This window comes from Microbispora catharanthi (assembly GCF_006334915.2).
GTDB lineage: Bacteria > Actinomycetota > Actinomycetes > Streptosporangiales > Streptosporangiaceae > Microbispora > Microbispora catharanthi.
This window is the reverse complement of sequence record NZ_VDMA02000012.1, coordinates 178872-196973: the sequence shown is the minus strand read 5'-3', so window position 1 is coordinate 196973 and position 18102 is coordinate 178872. Positions and strand designations below refer to the sequence as shown.

General features: G+C 74.1%; 14 protein-coding genes. 13 read left to right on the top strand and 1 reads right to left on the bottom strand.

What is annotated here, in order from left to right:
- The first annotated feature begins 29 nt into the window (after positions 1-29).
- From FH610_RS23105 to FH610_RS23045, 13 genes are read left to right on the top strand one after another with little or no spacing between them, the layout of a single operon-like run.
- Positions 30-1892: a non-ribosomal peptide synthetase gene (locus FH610_RS23105; RefSeq protein WP_139576716.1), complete on the top strand. Its 1863-nt coding sequence runs from the start codon at positions 30-32 to the stop codon at positions 1890-1892.
- Positions 1889-4846 carry a type I polyketide synthase gene (locus tag FH610_RS23100; RefSeq protein WP_139576715.1) on the top strand — a complete coding sequence of 986 codons (2958 nt, stop codon included), beginning with the start codon at positions 1889-1891 and terminating at the stop codon, positions 4844-4846. The genes FH610_RS23105 and FH610_RS23100 overlap by 4 nt, the downstream gene beginning before the upstream one ends.
- Entirely contained in the window at positions 4843-6129 is a 1287-nt protein-coding gene (locus FH610_RS23095; protein WP_139576714.1) for an ATP-grasp domain-containing protein, read from the top strand. The genes FH610_RS23100 and FH610_RS23095 overlap by 4 nt, the downstream gene beginning before the upstream one ends.
- 25 nt (positions 6130-6154) lie before the next feature.
- On the top strand, positions 6155-7171 hold the full coding sequence (locus FH610_RS23090; protein WP_139576713.1) for a Gfo/Idh/MocA family protein: 1017 nt from the start codon (positions 6155-6157) through the stop codon (positions 7169-7171).
- A complete protein-coding gene (locus FH610_RS23085; RefSeq protein WP_139576712.1) occupies positions 7168-7935 on the top strand; it encodes a hypothetical protein in 768 nt (255 codons plus the stop codon). Before FH610_RS23090 ends, FH610_RS23085 begins: the two co-directional genes overlap by 4 nt.
- Complete coding sequence (locus tag FH610_RS23080) at positions 7932-8795, top strand: sugar phosphate isomerase/epimerase family protein (RefSeq protein ID WP_139576711.1); 864 nt, start codon at positions 7932-7934, stop codon at positions 8793-8795. The genes FH610_RS23085 and FH610_RS23080 overlap by 4 nt, the downstream gene beginning before the upstream one ends.
- Positions 8792-9580 (top strand): sulfotransferase, encoded by a 789-nt coding sequence (locus FH610_RS23075; protein ID WP_139576710.1) that lies wholly within the window; start codon positions 8792-8794, stop codon positions 9578-9580. The genes FH610_RS23080 and FH610_RS23075 overlap by 4 nt, the downstream gene beginning before the upstream one ends.
- A gap of 34 nt (positions 9581-9614) precedes the next feature.
- On the top strand, positions 9615-10049 hold the full coding sequence (locus FH610_RS23070) for a VOC family protein (protein ID WP_139576709.1): 435 nt from the start codon (positions 9615-9617) through the stop codon (positions 10047-10049).
- Positions 10046-11404, top strand: a complete 1359-nt coding sequence (locus FH610_RS23065) for an MFS transporter (protein WP_139576708.1) — start codon at positions 10046-10048, stop codon at positions 11402-11404. Before FH610_RS23070 ends, FH610_RS23065 begins: the two co-directional genes overlap by 4 nt.
- Positions 11401-12963 carry a condensation domain-containing protein gene (locus FH610_RS23060; protein WP_139576707.1) on the top strand — a complete coding sequence of 521 codons (1563 nt, stop codon included), beginning with the start codon at positions 11401-11403 and terminating at the stop codon, positions 12961-12963. The genes FH610_RS23065 and FH610_RS23060 overlap by 4 nt, the downstream gene beginning before the upstream one ends.
- On the top strand, positions 12960-14477 hold the full coding sequence (locus FH610_RS23055; protein ID WP_139576706.1) for an Ldh family oxidoreductase: 1518 nt from the start codon (positions 12960-12962) through the stop codon (positions 14475-14477). The genes FH610_RS23060 and FH610_RS23055 overlap by 4 nt, the downstream gene beginning before the upstream one ends.
- Positions 14462-15220 (top strand): polysaccharide deacetylase family protein, encoded by a 759-nt coding sequence (locus FH610_RS23050; protein ID WP_139576705.1) that lies wholly within the window; start codon positions 14462-14464, stop codon positions 15218-15220. Before FH610_RS23055 ends, FH610_RS23050 begins: the two co-directional genes overlap by 16 nt.
- On the top strand, positions 15202-16023 hold the full coding sequence (locus tag FH610_RS23045; protein ID WP_161628060.1) for a glycosyltransferase family 2 protein: 822 nt from the start codon (positions 15202-15204) through the stop codon (positions 16021-16023). Before FH610_RS23050 ends, FH610_RS23045 begins: the two co-directional genes overlap by 19 nt.
- 48 nt (positions 16024-16071) lie before the next feature.
- Here FH610_RS23045 and FH610_RS23040 read toward each other — a convergent pair whose 3' ends face one another.
- A complete protein-coding gene (locus tag FH610_RS23040; protein WP_161628059.1) occupies positions 16072-17934 on the bottom strand; it encodes an AfsR/SARP family transcriptional regulator in 1863 nt (620 codons plus the stop codon).
- Between the last annotated feature and the right edge of the window lie 168 nt (positions 17935-18102).

The following is an 18102-nucleotide window of genomic DNA, read 5'->3' as shown; positions in this document are numbered from 1 at the left end:
GGTCCGCGACGCGACGGAGGCGGTCGCTCATGACCTCCGAACCGCGACAGTGGGGGCGTGCGCCGGAGGTGGACGCGGAGGCGTCCGTGGGAGAGCTGATCGCCGAGGCGGGCGCCGAGTTCCCGGACCTGCCGGCGGTCCGGGATCTCGGGCGGGGCCTGAGCCTGACCTACGCGCAGCTCCTCGGACAGGTCGAGGCGCAGGCCGACGGGCTGCTGGCACGCGGGCTCGGGGCCGGCGACCACGTGATCGTGGCGCTGCCCCGTTCCGTCGAGGAGATCGTGGCCGTCCTCGCCGTTCTCAGCGTGGGGGCCGTCTATGTTCCTGTGGACGCCTCGCTCCCGGAGCCGAGGCTAAGGTCGATGCTCGACCCGGTCCGGCCGAAGGCCGTGGTCGCGGACTTCGCCGCGGCCCGCTCCATCGTCCGGGCCGCCCCCGCAGGGTGCGTGCCCGTCCAACCGGCGCCGATGACCCACCCGCCCGCCGCCGGCCCGCGCAGGGCTTGGGCCCACCGGGGTCCCGGGGACATCGCCTACATCACGTTCACGTCGGGATCGACCGGCGTGCCGAAGGCCGTGCGCATTCCCCACCGCGGTGTCGTGCGCCTCGTACGCGGCGCCGTCTACGCGCGGAGGGGGCCCGGCGAGCGGATGCTCCGGCTCGCCCCGCTGGCCTTCGACGCCTCGACGCTGGAGATCTTCTGTGCGCTGGCCACCGGCGCGACCGTGGAGGTCTTTCCCGACGGCCCGGTCTCGCCGGGCGAGCTGGCGGCGTTCATGCGCGAGGCCGAGGTCAGCGTCGCCTTCCTGACCGCGGGCCTCTTCCGGGTCGTGGCCGCAGAGGCGATCGAGGCGTTCGCCACCGTCCGGCAGGTGTTCACCGGCGGTGACGTCGTGCCCCCGGACGCGGTCCGCGCCGTGCTGTCGCGCCATCCCGGGCTGACGGTGGTCAGCGCGTACGGACCGACCGAGAACACCACGTTCTCCACGGTGCATCCCATGGGGAGCGCGGCGGAGGTCGAGGCGCCCGTGCCGATCGGCAGGCCGATCCCGGGCACCTCCGCGCTGGTCCTCGACGAGGCGGGCGAGCCGGTCGGGCCGGGCGAGGTCGGCGAGCTGTATCTCGGCGGCAGCGGGCTGGCCGCCGACTACCTGGACGCCCCCGAGGAGACGGGACGGGCCTTCGTGACACCCCCCGGCCGGCGGGAGCGCTTCTACCGTACGGGCGACCTCGTGCACTGGGACACGACGGGACGACTGCACTTCGACGGGCGGCGCGACCGGCAGGTGAAGGTGCGCGGCTACCGGATCGAGCTGGCGGAGATCGAGGGCCGGCTGGCCGGGCACGACGATGTGCGGGACGTCGCCGTCGTGGTGACCGGCGCCGACGCCGGATCCAGGCGCCTGCTCGCCGCGGTGGTGGCCGACCACGAGGACGGCCTGGTGGCACGCCTGCGCGAAGCGCTGCGCGCCGAACTGCCCGACTACATGGTGCCGGCGCTGTGGGTGGTGACCGACAGGCTGCCGTACACCTCGAATGGCAAGGTGGACGTCGCCGAGCTCGAACGCCGCGCCACGGCGGGCGACCGCGGCCGGCCGCCGGCTCCGGCCGCCGCGGGGACGACGCGCCACGGCGACGGCGGCGGACGCGGCGAGGACCGCGGGCCGGTCTTCGAGGACGTCATCGCCGGCGTATGGCGCGAGGTGCTGGGCACGGCCGATTTCGGCGTCCAGGATCCCTTCTTCGAGATCGGCGGGGACTCGCTGCTGGCCGGGCGCGTGCACACACGCCTGCGCGCCGAGCTGCCCGACCACCCCCTGCGCATCGTGGACATCTTCCAGTACCCGACCGTCCGGGCGCTGGCCGAGCATCTGAGAGGGGTGCGGCGGTGAGCCGGGAGACGGGCGCACAGCGGGAGGGCGTCGCGATCATCGGCTTCGGGCTGCGACTGCCCGGCGCCGAGACCGCCGCGCAGTTCTGGGACAACATCGCTTCCGGCCGGGAGTGCCTCACCCGGTTCGAGCCCGGCGAGCTGGCGGCGGAGGGGGTGCCGGAGGCTGTTGTCGCCGATCCGGCCTACGTCCCGGTGCGCGGGACGATCTCGGGCGTCGAGGACTTCGACGCCGGTCTGTTCGGCATGCCGCCACGCGAGGCCCAGGTCACGGACCCGCAGCAGCGGCTCTTCCTCGAGTGCGCGCTTGAGGCCCTGGAAAACGCCGGATACACCCAGGAGACGGCCCCCGGTCCGATCGGGGTGTACGCGGGCACGGGCAAGAACCACTACCTGATGCGGCACGTCATCGGGCACGCCGGCCTCGTCAGGAACCTCGGGGACATGACCATGCTCGTCGGCCACGAGAAGGACCATGTGGCGACGCGCACGGCCTACCGGCTCGGTCTGCGGGGCCCTGCGATCACCGTTCAGACCTCCTGCTCCACGTCGCTGGTCGCCGTGCACCTGGCCGTGCAGAGCCTGGTGCGGCACGAGGCGGACCTCATGCTCGCCGGTGGCGCGTCGGTCGTCCTGCCCCAGCGGTCCGGCTACCTCTACAGCCCGCACGACATCCTGTCGCCCGACGGGCACTGCCGTGCCTTCGCGAAGGACGCCAGGGGCGCCGTGCCGGGCAACGGTGTCGGCGTCGTGGTGCTGAAGCGGCTGAGCGACGCCGTACGCGACCGGGACACGATCTACGCGGTGATCAGGGGATCGGCCGTCAACAACGACGGGGAGCGCAAGGTCGGCTACACCGCCCCCAGCGTGAGCGGGCAGGCGGACGTCATCCGCGCCGCTCAGGCCGCGGCGGGCGTGGGCCCGGACACGATCCAGTACGTCGAGACCCACGGCACCGGCACGGAGCTCGGCGACCGGATCGAGGTCGAGGCCCTCGTCCAGGCGTTCGGGCGGGGCGAGCCGGGTTCCTGTGCGCTCGGCACCCTGAAGCCGAACATCGGGCACGTGGACATCGCCGCCGGAGTCGCCGGGCTGATCAAGGCGTCGCTCGCACTGCACCACGGCCGCATCCCGCCGAGCATCAACTGCGATCAGGAGGACCCCGGCCTGGGCCTCGACGACAGCCCGTTCTACATCAACAGGACGCTGCGGCCCTGGCCCGCGACGGACGGCCCGCGCAGAGGCGCGGTCAGCGCTTTCGGCGTCGGCGGCACGAACGCGCACGTCGTGCTCGAACAGGCTCCCCTCATCGCCGACAGCCGGCCGGCGCCGGCCCTGCCCGTCATCGTGCCGCTCTCGGCGCACACCCCGGACGCCCTGACCGAGCTGACCGACCGGCTGGCCGGGCACGCGCGCGCCAACCCCGAGGCCGACGTCCGCGACATGGCGCACACGCTGCGGCTCGGCCGCCGGCAGCGGGAGTACCGCTCCGCCGCGGTCGTGTCCGGCGCCGCCGAGCTGGGTGTCCCCTCGGCGTTCCGGCTGCCGGCCCGCAGCGGCGACTCGGTGAGCGTCGGCTTCCTCTTCACCGGCCAGGGCAACCAGCACCCCGGCATGGCCGCGGAGCTGTACGACCGGTTCCCCGTCTTCCGCGCGGCCATGGACGACTGCGCCAGGGAGTTCTCCGTCAGCACCGGCGTCGACATCCGCTGGACGCTGTGCGACGTCCCCGGCGACCGTGCCGCCGCCCAGGCCGAACTCGACGGCATGGCCCTCGCGCAGCCGTCCGTCTTCGCCGTGGAGTACGCGACCGCCACGCTGCTGCTGTCGCTGGGACTGCGGCCCAAGGTGTTGATCGGGCACAGCCTGGGCGAGTACGCGGCGGCCTGCATCGCGGGGGCGATGAGCCTGGCGGACGCCGCGGCGCTGGTGGGGGCCCGGGGCCGCCTGCTGGACCGCGTGCGCGGCGGCGCGATGCTGGCGGTCTTCGCGGCGGAGGAGAGCGTCGCCCCGCTGTTGCCCGCGTCCCTGTCGGTGGCCGCGATCAACGCGCCCCGCTCGATCGTGGTGACCGGCCCGGCCGACGCGATGCCGGACCTCGTCGAGCGGCTCGACGCGCGCGGCATCCGGCACCGTAAGGTCCCCGTGCCGATCGCGGCGCACTCGGCGATGCTGGACGGCCTCCTCGACGAGTTCCGCGCCCATGCCGAGAGGCTCACCTACCGCCCGGCCGCCATCCCGGTCGTCTCCGGGATCACCGGACGGCCCGTCGACCCGGAACGCGGTTTCGACGCGGACTACTGGACGCGCCACCTGCGCCAGACCGTCCGGTTCGCGGCCGCGGTCGAGTACGCCCTCCAGTGGCGCGACCCGCTGCTGATCGAGGTGGGCCCCGGCCGCACGCTCGCCAACCTGGCGCACGAGACGGCCGCAGGCCGCCCGCTGGTGGCCCTCGCCGCCCTGCCCGGCCGCAAGGACGACGCGCGGCCGCTGCAGACCCTGCTGGAGGCCGTGGCCGCGGCGTGGTGCGCCGGAGCCCCGGTGGACTGGTCCGCCCTCGACGACGACCCGCACGCGCGCCGGGTGCCCCTGCCCCGCTACCCGTTCCAGCGCGGCAGGCACTGGCTCGATCCGGTGGCGCCCGAGCCGTCCGGACCGGAACACGGCGTGCGCATGCCCGCGCCGGCGCCCGCTCCGGAGACCGCCGCGGAGCAGCGCGGCTTCCCGGCGGAGCGGGAGATCACGGTCGTCTGGCGGGACCTGCTGGGAGTGGAGGACGTCGGCCCCGATGACAACTTCTTCGCGCTCGGCGGCCAGTCCCTCCTCCTCGTCCGGATGATCGCCCGGCTCAAGGAGCTGACCGGCGTCGCCATCCCGCTGCGGGACGCGGTCGCCGCCCCGACCGTGCGGGGGATCGCGGCGCTGCTCGCGCACCACGGAAGGGGCCGCGCATGACCGCCGGTGACGCCAGGCTCGCGGTCGTCTTCGGCGAGGGCGCGGTGACCCTCGGCGACATGCTGGTCGGCCTGAGCTTCTGCCACGATCCGATCTTCGTGGTGGCGCCGGGCCCGGACGGCGCGCGCTACGCCGCCCTGCTCGAGTCGGCGGGCACCGTCATGACGCTCACCGGAGACTCGCACGCCGACGGCCGCGCCCTCCGCGCAGCGGGGGCGAGCGGGATGGTGACCTTCAGCGAGCGGGAGCTTCCCGTCGCCGCCGGGCTCGCCGCCGCGGCCGGCCTGCCGTTCCACAGCCCGCAGACCGTCGAACGGCTCACCGACAAACATCTCCAGCGGCGGGCGATGCGCGAGCACGGCATCGAGACCCCGGCGTCGTGGCTGCTGCGCGGCCCCGCTGACTGGCCCCGGGACGTTCGGCTGCCCGCCGTGCTCAAGCCGGTCCGGGGGGAGGGCAGCCGCAACACTCACCTCGTGGAGGACGCCGCCGAGGGCGCGGCCCTGGCCGGCCGGCTCCTCGACCCCGAGGGCGCCGCCGCGGAGGAGGGTCTCGTCGTCGAGGAGTGCCTGACGGGCGTCCCGAGCGAGCCCTTCGGCGACTACGTCTCGGTGGAGAGCGCCTGCGCGGGCGACAGCATCCACACGATCGGCGTCACCGGGAAACTGCCGCTGCTGCCGCCGTTCCGCGAGAACGGGCAGTTCTTCCCGGACACGCTGGACGACGCCCTGCGGGCCGAAGTGATCGAGATGACCGAACGGACGCTCCGGGCCCTTGGAGTGCGGCACGGGATCACCCACACCGAGGTGAAGATCACCGATCGCGGGCCCCGCGTCATCGAGGTCAACGGCCGCATCGGCGGGTTCATCAACGAGCTGTACCTGCGGGCGACCGGCATGGACCTCATCGAGGTCGCGGGCCGGCTCGCACTCGGGCAGGACGTGGAGCCGGCCGTGCGTCCCCGGGACGGCGTGTTCTTCCAGCACTACACCCGGCCGCTGCCCGAGGCGACCCGGGTGGTCGCGATCGAGGGGGCCCGCTCGCTCACCCGGATTCCGGGGATCACCGCACGACGCCAGCTCGTCCAGCCGGGCACTCCGTTGCCGGGCGACGGCAAGGCGGTCTATCTCGACCTGCTCGTCGGCCACGCGCCGTCACACCGGGAGATGCTCGCCGTGCTCGACCACGCCCTTTCGGGGATCGGCTTCACCTTCGACACTCCGGCGGGCCCGGTCACCCGAACCGGCGCCGAGCTGCGCGACAGAGTTCCGGTCCACCGCTGACCGGGCGCGAACCAGGGGGGCTTGTATGGGAGAAAGAAAAGCGGGGGTGAGCGGGCCGGACAGCGGCCGCTCCGAGGCGACGGGGATCGCGGTCGTCGGCTACGGCAACGCCGGGCGCCAGCACGTCGACGCCCTGGCCGGCGCCGCCGGCGCGTACGCCGCCGCGGTGGTGGAGACGGATCCGACGGCGGCGTCGCGGGCGCGGGGCGCGGGACTGACGGTGCGCGCGCTGGACGAGGTGCTGGCGGACGACGCCGTCCGGGCGCTGGCGCTGTGCCTGCCCCCGGGCGCCCGTACGGACGTCGCGCGGGCCGCCGTGGCCGCCGGCAAGCATCTGCTGCTGGAGAAGCCGCCGGCGCGCACCGCGGAGGAGCTCGCCGGGCTGCTCTCGCTCGCGGACGACGGCGAGGTCCTGGCCGCGGTGATGTTCCAGCACCGGTTCGCCCTGCCAGAACCGCTGCGTGCGATCGAACCGGAACGGTTCGCGGGGGCCGTCGCGAGCCTCACGGTCTCCCGCGCGCGTTCCGACGCGCACTACCGGCAGGCCGGCTGGCGCTCCGACCCCCGCCACGCGCTCGGAGGCGTCACGGCACACCTGGGAGTGCACTACCTCGACCTGGCATGCCAGCTGCTCGGAACGCCGCGGGCCGTGACGCCTCTGTCCAGGACCGACGCCGCACCGGGCATCGACACCCAGCTGTGCGGGCACATCGCGTTCGAGTCCGGCGCCCAGCTGTCGGTCGCGATCACCAGCCGCTCCGTCGCGAGGGCCGAGCAGCTCACGGTGCTCGGCGCCGACGCCTGGCTGGAGGTCCGTTCCGGCGCCGTCACCGGCGAGATCGACGGCAGGCCGATCGAGGGACGAACCCGTCCCGCGTCGGTGTTGCGCACCGAGGTCTACCAGGAGTTCTCCGGCGCGGTGGCGGGCCGCACCACCCTCGGTCTGGCCGCGCTCAGCCGCAGCCGCGGGGTGGTGGAGGCGCTGGACGGCCTTCTCTCCGGGCATGCCCCCGCCGCTCGCACCGCGGGGGCCGCCCGATGACGAACGTCCCGGCCATCGGTCTCAGCTCGGGAACCCTGCCCGGAGCCACCGCCGCGCAACTCGCCGACGCCGTCCTCGCGTACGGCGGTTCCGGTGTCGACCTGAGGATCGGCAAGAACCAGCGGTGGGAGCGCGACGGCGTCGCCGAGGCGGTGCGCGGGTTCGCCGCGGCCGGGCTCCACGTCTTCTTCACCGGCGTCGGGTGGCGGCTCGGCGATCCCGCCCTGCCGGATCCGGCGGCGGCAGGCGTGCCGTCCGAATGGCCGGTGAAGGTCTTCTGCGTCGAGGCGCCCGACGTGGGGCTGGTCGCCGACCAGGTGGCGGCCGCCGCGGACGCCGGGCTCGAACTGTGGGTCGAGACGCATGCCGGGGGCCCCGGCGTGAACGGCCTGATCGATCTCGCCGAACGCACCGGTGTGGGGGTCGTCCTCGACGTCCTGGGTCTCGACGAGATCGGCGGCGCGGACCGGCGTCAACTGGCCGGCCTCGCCCCGCACGTACGGGCGGCCCAGGTCAAGGGTGTGCGGCGGACCTCCGATGGAGTGCGGCACCGCTCCCTGACGCCGGCCGACCTCGAGCCCGTCCTGCGGGTCATGGACCGTGCCGCGCTGCGATGCGTGACGGTCGAGTCCCGCGCGGGGACCCCGGCGGCGGACATGGCCGTTCTCGCCGCCGCACTCGCCACCGCCCTCGTGCCGGCGGGCGCCCACCCGAACGCGACTGCGGCGACGAAGCCGCCGGAAAAGGAAGAGGGACTCCGATGAAACTGGCAGTCATCGGCGACGAGCTGGCGCAGGACTGCCGGGTGGTCGCCGAGACCACCGCCGAGCTGGGATTCGACGCCGTCGAGATCAGGTCGATGGAGGGCACCCCGCCCCATCTGCTCACCGACGACCAACTGGTGCGGGCCCGGGCGATCCTCGACGAGCACGGGCTGGCGAACGCCGGGTTCGCGCCGCCCGCGTTCAAGGTCGCGCTGCCGGAGACGGACGACGACCTGCGGGCCGCCGCGGACCTGCTGGTGGACGGCTGCCGCCGGGCGGTGCTGCTCGGCGCCCCCCACGTCAGGATCTTCAGTTTCTACCGTGACGGCGACCCCGACCCGGTCCGCGCCGCCCGCGTGGCCGCCCGCGTCCTGGACGGGCTGCGGCTACCCGTCCCGCTCGTCGTGGAGAACGGCACCAGGACCAACACCCCGACGTTGCGGCACGTGATGACCTTCCTCGACGCGCTCGGCCGTGACGACGTGGGCGTGCTGTGGGACCCGGGCAACAGCGTCTTCAGCGGCTGGGACCCCGTCCCCTTCCCCGGCGACTACGAGGTGGGCCGCGAGCGGATCCGACACGTGCACGTGAAGGACCCCGACGGCACTCGCGGATACGTCCGGCTCGGCGACGGCGATCTCGACTGGCCGGTGATCCTGCGACGGCTGGCGGACGACGGCTACACCGGGTTCGTCAGCCTTGAGACCCATTGGCGCCAGGGCAGGCAGCTCACCGCCGCCGAGCGCGACGACCCATGGGGCGAGGAGTTCTCGCGCGGAGCCTACGTGGCGAGCGTGGCGTGCATGCGACGGCTGCGCGGCTGGCTTGACGACCTGGCCACGGCGGGCGCGGGGTCGTGACCGTGCCGGGAGCATCGCCGCTGATACTGCTCGGCGCGCAACGCTCGGGCACCACCGCCCTGGCGGGGGTGCTCGACGCGGCCTTCGAGGCGGTGGGCGGACTCTTCACGATCAACGGGAAGCTGCCCTACGTGCTGCATCGCTGGTGCACGGAGGAGGACGTCCGGGCCCGTCACCTGCGTGTCGACGAGATGCTGCACGCCCTGCGCCGCAGACCGCCGTACGGACGGCGCGGCGAGCGGTGGCTCGCCACGGTGGAGCGCGTGTTGCGTGAGGCGGCCGCCGAGGTCGCCGCAGGATCCGCCGGGGACGCGGTGGCACTGCGGCGCGACCTCGTACGGCGCGCCTACGCGGGCGCGACCCGCTTCGGCGAGAAGTACAACGAATACCTCCTCGAACTCGACCGGCTCGCCGAGACCGTGCCGGACGCCCGGTGGGCGCTGCTGGTCCGCCATCCCTCGGCGGTGGCGGCCTCGATGCTGCGGTGGTCGGGCGACCGCCCGTGGCGCCCCCGCACGCGCGAGGCCGCGCTGGACAAGTGGGCCGCCTGGCACGAGCCCTGGCTGCGGCACGAGCGGACCCGCGACCCCGCCCGCTGTGTGGTGGTCGAGTACGGGCGGCTGTGCGCCGGCGAGGACCTCGATCGCCTCTCCGAGGCGGCGGGCCTGGAGCTCGCCCCCTTCGCGGGTCTGCTCACCGAGCGTCCGGGGCCGCAGACGCCGGACGATCTGCCGCCGCACGTGGAACGGATCTGGCACGACCTTCTCGACCGGAGAACGCTATGACCGTAATCCCCGACGCACGAAAGGCATTTCCGACATGAGCGACCGCCCGCAGCCCCAGCCGTACGAGACCACGACCGCCACCTCCGCCTTCGGCCTCGGGCTTCACCACGTGCAGCTCGCCCTGCCGCCGGGGGAGGAGGAGGTCTGCCGTCGTTTCTACGTGGACGTGCTCGGCATGACCGAGATCCAGAAGCCCCCCGTGCTCGCCGCCCGTGGCGGCCTGTGGGTCCGCGCCGACAACCTCGAGATCCACCTGGGAGTCGAGGAGGACTTCCGCCCGGCGCGTAAGGCCCACCCCGGCATCCTCGTCGCGGACCTCGACGCCCTCGCCGCGTCGCTGGCCGACCGGGGGGTCGAGGTCACCTGGGACGACAACTTCCCCGGCCACCGGCGTTTCTACGTGAAGGACTGCCACGAGAACCGGCTGGAGTTCCTCAGCCCGGTCGAGTCGCGAAAGCCCGGGTCGTGAGCGCCCCGGAGGTCCTCCGCCGCCTCGCGCGCAACTGGATAGGGCTCCCCGACGTCCCCGGCGCCCGGCGCTGGGCCTGGGTGGCGGTCATCGACGCGGTCGGCACGGGCATGCGCATCCCGGTCACCGTCCTCTATCTGACCGCCGTGGTCCAGTTGCCCGCGGCGTCGGTGGGCGTCGGGCTCGGGGTCGCGGCCCTGGTGGGAACGGTGTGCGCGCCCGCGGCCGGCGCGCTCATCGATCGCCTCGGCCCCAGGACCATGGTCATCGCCTGCTTCCTGACCGCGGCGACCGGCTACTTCGGCTACCTCGCGATCCGCGACTGGGTCTCCTTCATGGTGGTCGCGGTCGTCGCCGAGATCGCCGAGCACAGCGCGCGGCCCGCCAAGCAGGCGCTCGTGGCCGCGATGGTCACCCCGGAGCAGCGCGTGCCGCTGATGGCCTTCCAGAGGTCGGTGCGCAACATCGGCTTCGGCCTCGGCGGGCTGACCAGCGCGGCGCTGGTCGCCCTGAAGGCCCACACCGGCTACACGATGGTGCTGGCCGGGGACGCGGTGTCGTTCCTCGTGGCCGCCGCGCTGGTCATCGGCATCCACGTGACGCGCCCGGCGGCCGCCCGCGCCGCCGGCGCCGGCGCGGGCGGGGGCGGGGGCGGGAAGGCGAGCCCGCGTGGCGGGTTCCGCGAGGTGCTCGCCGACCGCAGGTACGTCGCGCTGGCCGTGCTGAACACGCTGGTCATGACGCACGTGACGGCCCTGAACGTGGGCGTGCCGCTCTGGATCGACCAGCACACCGCCGCCTCGCCGGGGCTGGTGGGAGTGCTGTTCGCGATGAACACGGCGCTCGTCGTGCTCCTGCAGGTCCGGCTGACCAAGGGGATCTCCCGGGTCGGCCAGACGCCGCCGGTTTACGCCCGGGCCGCGGCGGCCTTCGCGCTCGCCGCGATCGTCTACTGGGCGGCGTCCCTGGCCGGGGACGCGTTGTCGCTCGTCGTGGTCCTCCTGGTGGTCGGCGTGCTGGCCCATACCGCCGCCGAGTTGTACGGCGCGGTCGGCGAATGGACGGTCTCCGTCAACCTCGCTCCGGAGCACCTGCGGGGTCGTTATCTCTCCCTGTTCTCCATCAGCTTCTCCGCGCACCAGGCGATCGGCCCGGTGCTCGTCATCGTCCTGATCACGCAGGCGCCCGGTATCGCCTGGTTCGTCCTGGCGGCGGTTCTGGGGGTGGGCTGCCTGGCGAGCGCCTGGCTGGCCCACGGAGCCGAGGAACCGGCCGAGACGGGCACGACGACCGAACCGGCCGCGGCCACCGCGGCGCCCGGCACCGACTCGAAGGAAGCGAGCAGCACGGCATGACACCACCTGACCACACGCGGCCCGCCTCGACCGCCGACCTGCTCGGCGAGGCGTGGCAGGCGGCCCTGGGCGCGGCCCCGGCCGGTCCGGACACGGACTTCTTCGCCGTGGGAGGCGACTCCCTGCTGGCCGTACGGATGCTGAGCAGGCTCCGCCAGGCCCGTGTCGCCGCGACACCGGCCGACATCCTGCGCGGGCGCACGTTCAGCGGCATCCTGTCCCGGCTCGAAGCGCTCCGCGAGGCCACGGACCCGATGGGATCGGAGGGGACGGCCGGCAGGGGAAGGACCGGCACGGTGCCGCTGCTCCCCACTCAGCACCGCTGGATCGCCAACGGATTCACCGATCCCGACCACTTCTCCCTCGGCTGGATCTTCGACGTGCCGGAGCGTACGCCCGACGGCAGGCCGGTGGACACCGGGGACGTGGAGGCCGCCGTCCTCGCCCTGGCCGGCAGGCACGAGGCTCTGCGCACCCGCTATGTGCTCGAGGGCGAGGGCGCGCCGCGCGCGGAGGTGCTCCCCGCCGCGCCGGACGGCCTGTTCGTCAAGGCCGACGTGCCCGACGACGAGGTGCCCGGCGTGCTGCGGGACGGCTGGCGGGCGCACCGGCTCGCCGAAGGGCGGGTGCTGGCCGCGCGCTGGCTGCCGGCCCAGCGGCTGCTCCAGGTCGCGCTCCACCACCTGACGCTCGACGGTTTCTCCGTCGAGCTCATCGCGGACGACCTGGAGGCCCTCCTCGTCGGCGCGGACCTCCCGGCCGCTCCCGGCGCGCCACGGGACCGGGCGCGGGTGCTGTCCGCCTGGCTGACCTCCGCGCAGGCCGGCCGGGACGCGGCGGCGTGGGCCGGCCAGGACTGGACGCGGGTCCGTCCGGTGCCGGTCGAGGCGACCGGGCCCGGCCTGCTGTCCAGCATGGACGTCGCGAGCGCCGAACTGGACGTCGCGCACACGGCCGCGGTCCAGCGGCTGGCCGTGCGCAGTGGTCTGACCTTCGAGGCGCTGGTGCTGACCGCCGCCGCGGACGCGATCACGGAGCGGTTCGGCCTGCCCGGGGTGAGCGTGGACACCTACCACCACGGGCGGGACAAGCTGCCCGGCGGACCGGACATCACCTCCGGCATCGGATACTTCCAGGCCAGCTATCCCGTCGTGGTGACCGCCGGCCCGGGTGACTGGCTGGAGCGGGCCGCGGCCGTGTTCGACCGGGTGCCGAAGGACCGCTTCGGGTTCGACGCGCTGCGGTTCGCCGGGCACACCGCCCTCGCGGACCTGCCGTCCAGCGGCATCCGGCTGAACTTCCGCAGCCGGATGAGCGAGATCAACGCCCGTGAGGTGGACTGGCTCCCGCCTTCCACGGTGTCGGCCGGCGGCCGCCGTTCGCCCCGCCAGACGGAACCGTACGTGCTGATGCTGGAGGCCGACCAGGTCGGCGAGCGGTTCGCCTTCGCCGTCAAGTTCAGCCGGGACCACTTCGCCAGGGAGACCGTGGAGCACCTGGTGCGCTCCACCCTCGCGCGGCTCGAGCAGGCCGCTCTGCGTGCCGGGGGGCCGGCATGACGCCCCCCACGACGACCGGCCTCGCGTCCGCGGCCTCCCACCTGCCGCTCGTGCTCGAACTACAGGACGTCGTGCTCTCCGTCGGCCCGCCGGGCGCCGAACGGGTCCTGCTGCGCGGCGCCGACCTGAGGATCCGCGAGGGCGAGAAGGTTCTGCTGTCCGGGTTGGACGGCGAGGCCCGCAGCAGCCTCACGGCCCTGTTGGACGGCCGGATGCCCCCCACGTACGGAACGGTCAGGGTCGGCCCCGTCCGCAGCGGACGCCTCGGGCGCCTGCGGGCCGGCCGGGGCACCACGGTGCTGGACGCCGGAGACGGGCCCGGCAGCATCACCGTGGCCGACCTGCCGCCCGACGACGACCCGTTCAGCGTTCTGGTGCTCGCCGGACACGAATGGGCAGGACTGAGCGTGCCCGGCCGATACCGGTCCCTGCGGCTCGACGGCGGGCAGTTCGTCGAGTCGCCGCCCGCCCGCCCGCCCGCGGGCGTCCGCGTCCCGCTGGCCGAACTGCATCGCCGCACTCTGGCCGCCCTGCTCGCGGCCGGTGTCGAGGCGCCGGCCGCCGAGGCCGCGAGCAGCGTCCTGGTCGACGCCGAACGCCGAGGGCACCGTTCGCACGGCGTCGCCCTGCTGCCCACCTACCTGAGGCGGATCGAGGAGGGCGGGATCCGGGCCGCGGCCCGGCCCCGGCTCACCGAGGCCGGCCCCGCCGTCGCGACCGTCGACGCGGGGGGCGGCCTCGGCCAGCCCGCGGCCCGGCTGGCGGCCGACTGGTGCGCGGCCAAGGCGGCGGAGCACGGGCTGGCGGCGGTCGCCGTGCACGACAACAACCACGTCGGAATGCTCGCCGCCTATCGGCACGCGTTCCAGCGGCACCAGGTGGTGGGCTTCCTGCTCAACACCTCCGGCCCCTCCATCGCCGCTCCCGGCGCGGGCGGGCCCACCCTGGGCAGCAACGCGATCTGCCTGGTCACTCCCTCCGCTGAGGGAGGAGAGCCGTTCTGCGTCGACCTGGCGACCGGTGTCGTCGCCGCCGGGAAGATCAGAGACGCCCTGAACAGGGGAGTGCCGGTGCCGCCGGGCTGGCTGCAGGACGCGTCTGGCGCGCCCACGACCGACCCGGGCGACCTCGACCGCGGCGGCTCGATTCCCCTGTTCGGCGGCTACAAGGGGCTGTGCGTCACCCTCCTGGCGGAGATCCTGGCCGGTGCGGTCGCGGGCCGCCGGGTGAGCCCGGACGTCGGCAAGCAGCGCAAGCACCCGGAGCAGGTGATGGGCTGCTCGCAGCTCTTCATCGGGCTGTCCGCCCGGCATCTGGGTCCGGCGGGCGAGCCGGAGGCGCTGGACGGCTTCGTCGACCGGCTGCGCGCCGCCGTGCTGGACGGTCACGCCACCCGGCCGGCCCGCCCGTGGTTCCCCGACCAGCCCGAGGAGGACCACGCCGCCGAGGCCGACGCGCGCGGGGTGGAGGTGCCGGCGTCCGTGCTGGCCGAACTCGGATGGGGGCTCCCCTGATCGCCGACCTCGCCGACCCCGCGCTCGGCTCCGCCCCCGGTTGGCCGCTGGTGCTGTACTTCCACCACGTCAACGCCCTCGTCGACCACTACACCGCGCTCTCCCCCGACCAGTTCCGCAGGGGCCTCGACACGGTGCTCGGCACGGTCGGCCCGGCGCTGGACCCGGCCGCCGTCGGGCCGGGATTCCGTCCGCCCGACCATCCGAGCGTGCTGTTCACCTTCGACGACGGCTACCGGGACAACCTGCAGGTGGCGGCTCCGCTGCTCGCGGAGTTCGGCGTCAAGGCGCTGCTCTTCTGCGTCACCGGCGAGTTGGACGCCGCCGACCGGCTGAGCGAGCCGGAGCGGGCCGCGTTGCCGCCCCGCAGGAGCTTCCTGACGTGGGAGGAGGCGGAGCGGTTCGCGGGGCTCGGACATGTGCTGTCGGCGCACACCGTCCGTCACCCCAAGCTGCCGGAACTCGGCGGAAACGAGGCCGCCGAGGAGGTCACGGCGTCGCTGCGCCGGGTCCGCGAGCGGACGGGCGAGCCGGTGCGGACGTTCGCCTACCCCTACGGGCTCATCCCCGAGCGACCTCCGGTCCCCGCCGGCCTCCTGGCCTTCGGAACGGTCAAGTCCCCGCCGGCCTCCTGGGAGCACCGCCCGCTGCACATCCGCCGCACCTATCTGCCGAGCGGCGAGGTGGAGCGGTGGGCGGGCCTCGCTACTGGATGGAGAGAGCAGTGGTTCGGATCTCAGTAGTCATTCCCACCCGCGACAGAGCTCGCGACCTGCGGCGATGTCTCGACGCGCTGACAGAGTGCGCGCGCCGCCTCGACGGCTCGGACTCCCGGGCGAAGCTGCACCAGGTCATCGTGGTGGACGACGCCTCGGTCACCGGGCACGCCACCGCCGTCGCCAGGTCTTCGCCCCTGCCCGTCGAGATCCTGCGCAGCCGGGACCGGATGGGGGCGGGCGCCAGCCGCCGGCTCGGCGTCGAACTGGCGACGGGTGACGTGCTCGCCTTCCTGGACGACGACGCCGCACCGCGCGGCGACTGGCTCATCCAGGCCGCGACTGTGGACGACGGCAGCCCGGCGATCACCGGGCGGGTGCTCTGCTTCGACTTCGGCCTGCTGTCCCGCGCGCGCCAGGCCCGATACGACGCCCGGTACGCACGGCTGGAACGCGACGCCACGGTCGGCTTCTTCGCCGGCGGCAACAGCGCGGTCCTGACCGAGGTCTTCCATGAGGTGGGCGGTTTCTCCCAGGAAGGCACGGGCGGGGACAACAGCCTCGCCCGCTCCCTGGCAGAGCGCGGCACCCCGGTGCGGTTCCGGCCCGAGCTGGTCATCGCGCACCGCAACGGGAAGGGCTGGCGGCGCGCTCTGTCGGACGCGTGGTCGTCGGGCCGGCAGCAGGCCGGGCGGATGACCGCGTCCGAAGGGCTGCGGGCGTTGCGCGACGGGGCTGTCGGAGGCACGCGGACGATACGGGAGGTCAACAGGGCCCTGGGGGCGGTCCACGTGCTGGGCAGGCTCACGGCGCCGAGGGGCGTCCGATGACCGTCACGTCCTCGGACGCCCCCGGGCGCGGACAGGACGGGCAGGCGCCTACCCCAGGTGCCCGCACGTCTCCTTCTCGTGCTGACGCCAGAGCTCGGCCGCGTACGCCCGGAGCAGTCCGGGCAGCACGTACCGGTCACGCGGATACCGGGTGAGCAGGTGCGAGGCGGTGAGCTGGTCGAGCAGCGGACGGACCCGCTGCACGGGCAGACCGGCCAGCTCGGCGGCGGTCCGCGCGGTGACGTCGCCCTCCGCACGGCATCCGAGCCGGCGGAACAGTCCCGCCGCGTGCTCGCCGAGGGACCGATACGACCAGGAGAAGACGGTGCGCAGGTCGGTGGTGGGATCACCGCCCGTCAGGACGTCCAGGGGCGCCCAGCCCCCCAGCATGTCGGCGGCCAGTCTCGTGAGAGGGCGCACCGGATACGTCTCGGCCTGCGCCGCCACGATGGCCAGCGCCAGCGGCAGCCCGCCACACTGCTCGACGATCTCCTCGGCCGCGTCGTGCTCCGCCTTCACCCTGTCCTCGCCCAGGCGGCTCGCCAGCAGGGCGTACGCTTCGGCGGGCGGCAGCGGGCCGAGGGTCAGCTGCCGCGCCCCCTCGGTGACGACCAGTGGCGTCAACTGCGTCCGGCTGGTCACCACGGCCGCGCACTCGGGCGAGCCGGGCAGGAGCGGGCGGACGTGCGCGGCGTCCCTGGCGTTGTCGAGCACCACGAGGATCCGTTTGCCGGCCAGGAGGCTGCGATAAAGGCCCGCCCGGGCCTCGACGCCGGCGGGGATGCCGCTCGGCGGCACGGCGAGAGCGTTGAGGAACCCGTACAGGGCGTCCGCCGGGTCCAGGACCGATCCGCTCGGGTCGAACCCCCGGAGGTCGGCGTAGAGCTGGCCGTCGGGGAACCGCCCGGCCACCCGCTGCGCCCAGTGGACGGCCAGTGCCGTCTTCCCCACTCCCGGCGCCCCGGACACCGCCAGGATGGCGGCCGAGCCGGTCTCGGTGCCCTGTTGCCGCTCCAGCACCTGGTCGAGGTGTTCCAGCTCGGCCACGCGGCCGACGATCCTGCCCCCTCTGGGCGGCAGCTGCGCCGGAACGACCGGTCCCGCCTGGCTCACCCCGGCGGAGCCGGGCAGGTCGGGCGCGTCGGCGCCGGGCCGGATCGCCAGGCGGGCGACGGGCGGGTCGAGGGAGGCGTCGTGATTGAGGATCGCCTCCTCCAGCGCCTGCAACGGCCTCCCGGGGGAGACACCCAGCTCCCTTCTGAGCCTGCCCCTGAGCCGGTGCAGGACGGACAGCGCGTCGGCCTGGCGGCCCGTCCGGTACAGCGCGAGTGACAGCTGCCGGTGCAGGTCCTCGTAGAAGGGGTGCTGGCGGGTGAGGTCCTCCAGCTCCGGGATGAGCGCGGCGTGCTCGCCCAAGTCGAGCCGGGCCTCCACGAAGACGGTGAACGCGATCATGCGTACCTGTTCGAGCCGCTCGGCCTGCTCGTCCAGCCAGGGGTGAGCGCTGAGGTCGTCCAGCGGCTGACCGCGCCACAACGAGACGGCCTCCCTGAGCTTGGCCGCCCGTAACCGGGGGTCGGCCGACCGTCTCGCCTCGTCGATGAGCTGCTCGGCGATCTCCACGTCGGTGGTGACGTCGCCCTGGACCAGGCAGTATCCGGCCGGCCGCGTGACGATCGACTCGCGTACCCCGAAGAGCCGGCGCAGGTAGGAGATGTGGCTCTGCAACGTGTTCACGGCCGTGACGGGTGATCGGCCGCCCCAGACGACGTCGATCAACCTGTCGTAGCTGACCACCTTCCCCACCCGCAGGGCGAGCGCGGCCAGGGCGGTCTTCCTGCGCAGTCCCGAGACGTATCTCGCGGTGTCGCCGAAGACGACGTCGAGCGGCCCGAGAAGCCTGATGGTCACCGGTTGGGCCGGTCCGGTGCTCGGTCCCGCCTGCCAGGTCTCCGCCCATGACGCCGCCGTTGCGGGAACCCGATGTGAGTCGTGCTCCGACATCGTCGTCGGAGGGGGAACCTTGAGGAGGGGAGCCGACGTCGCGTGCGCGGTGCCCCCCGAGGGCGGCCGTCTGAC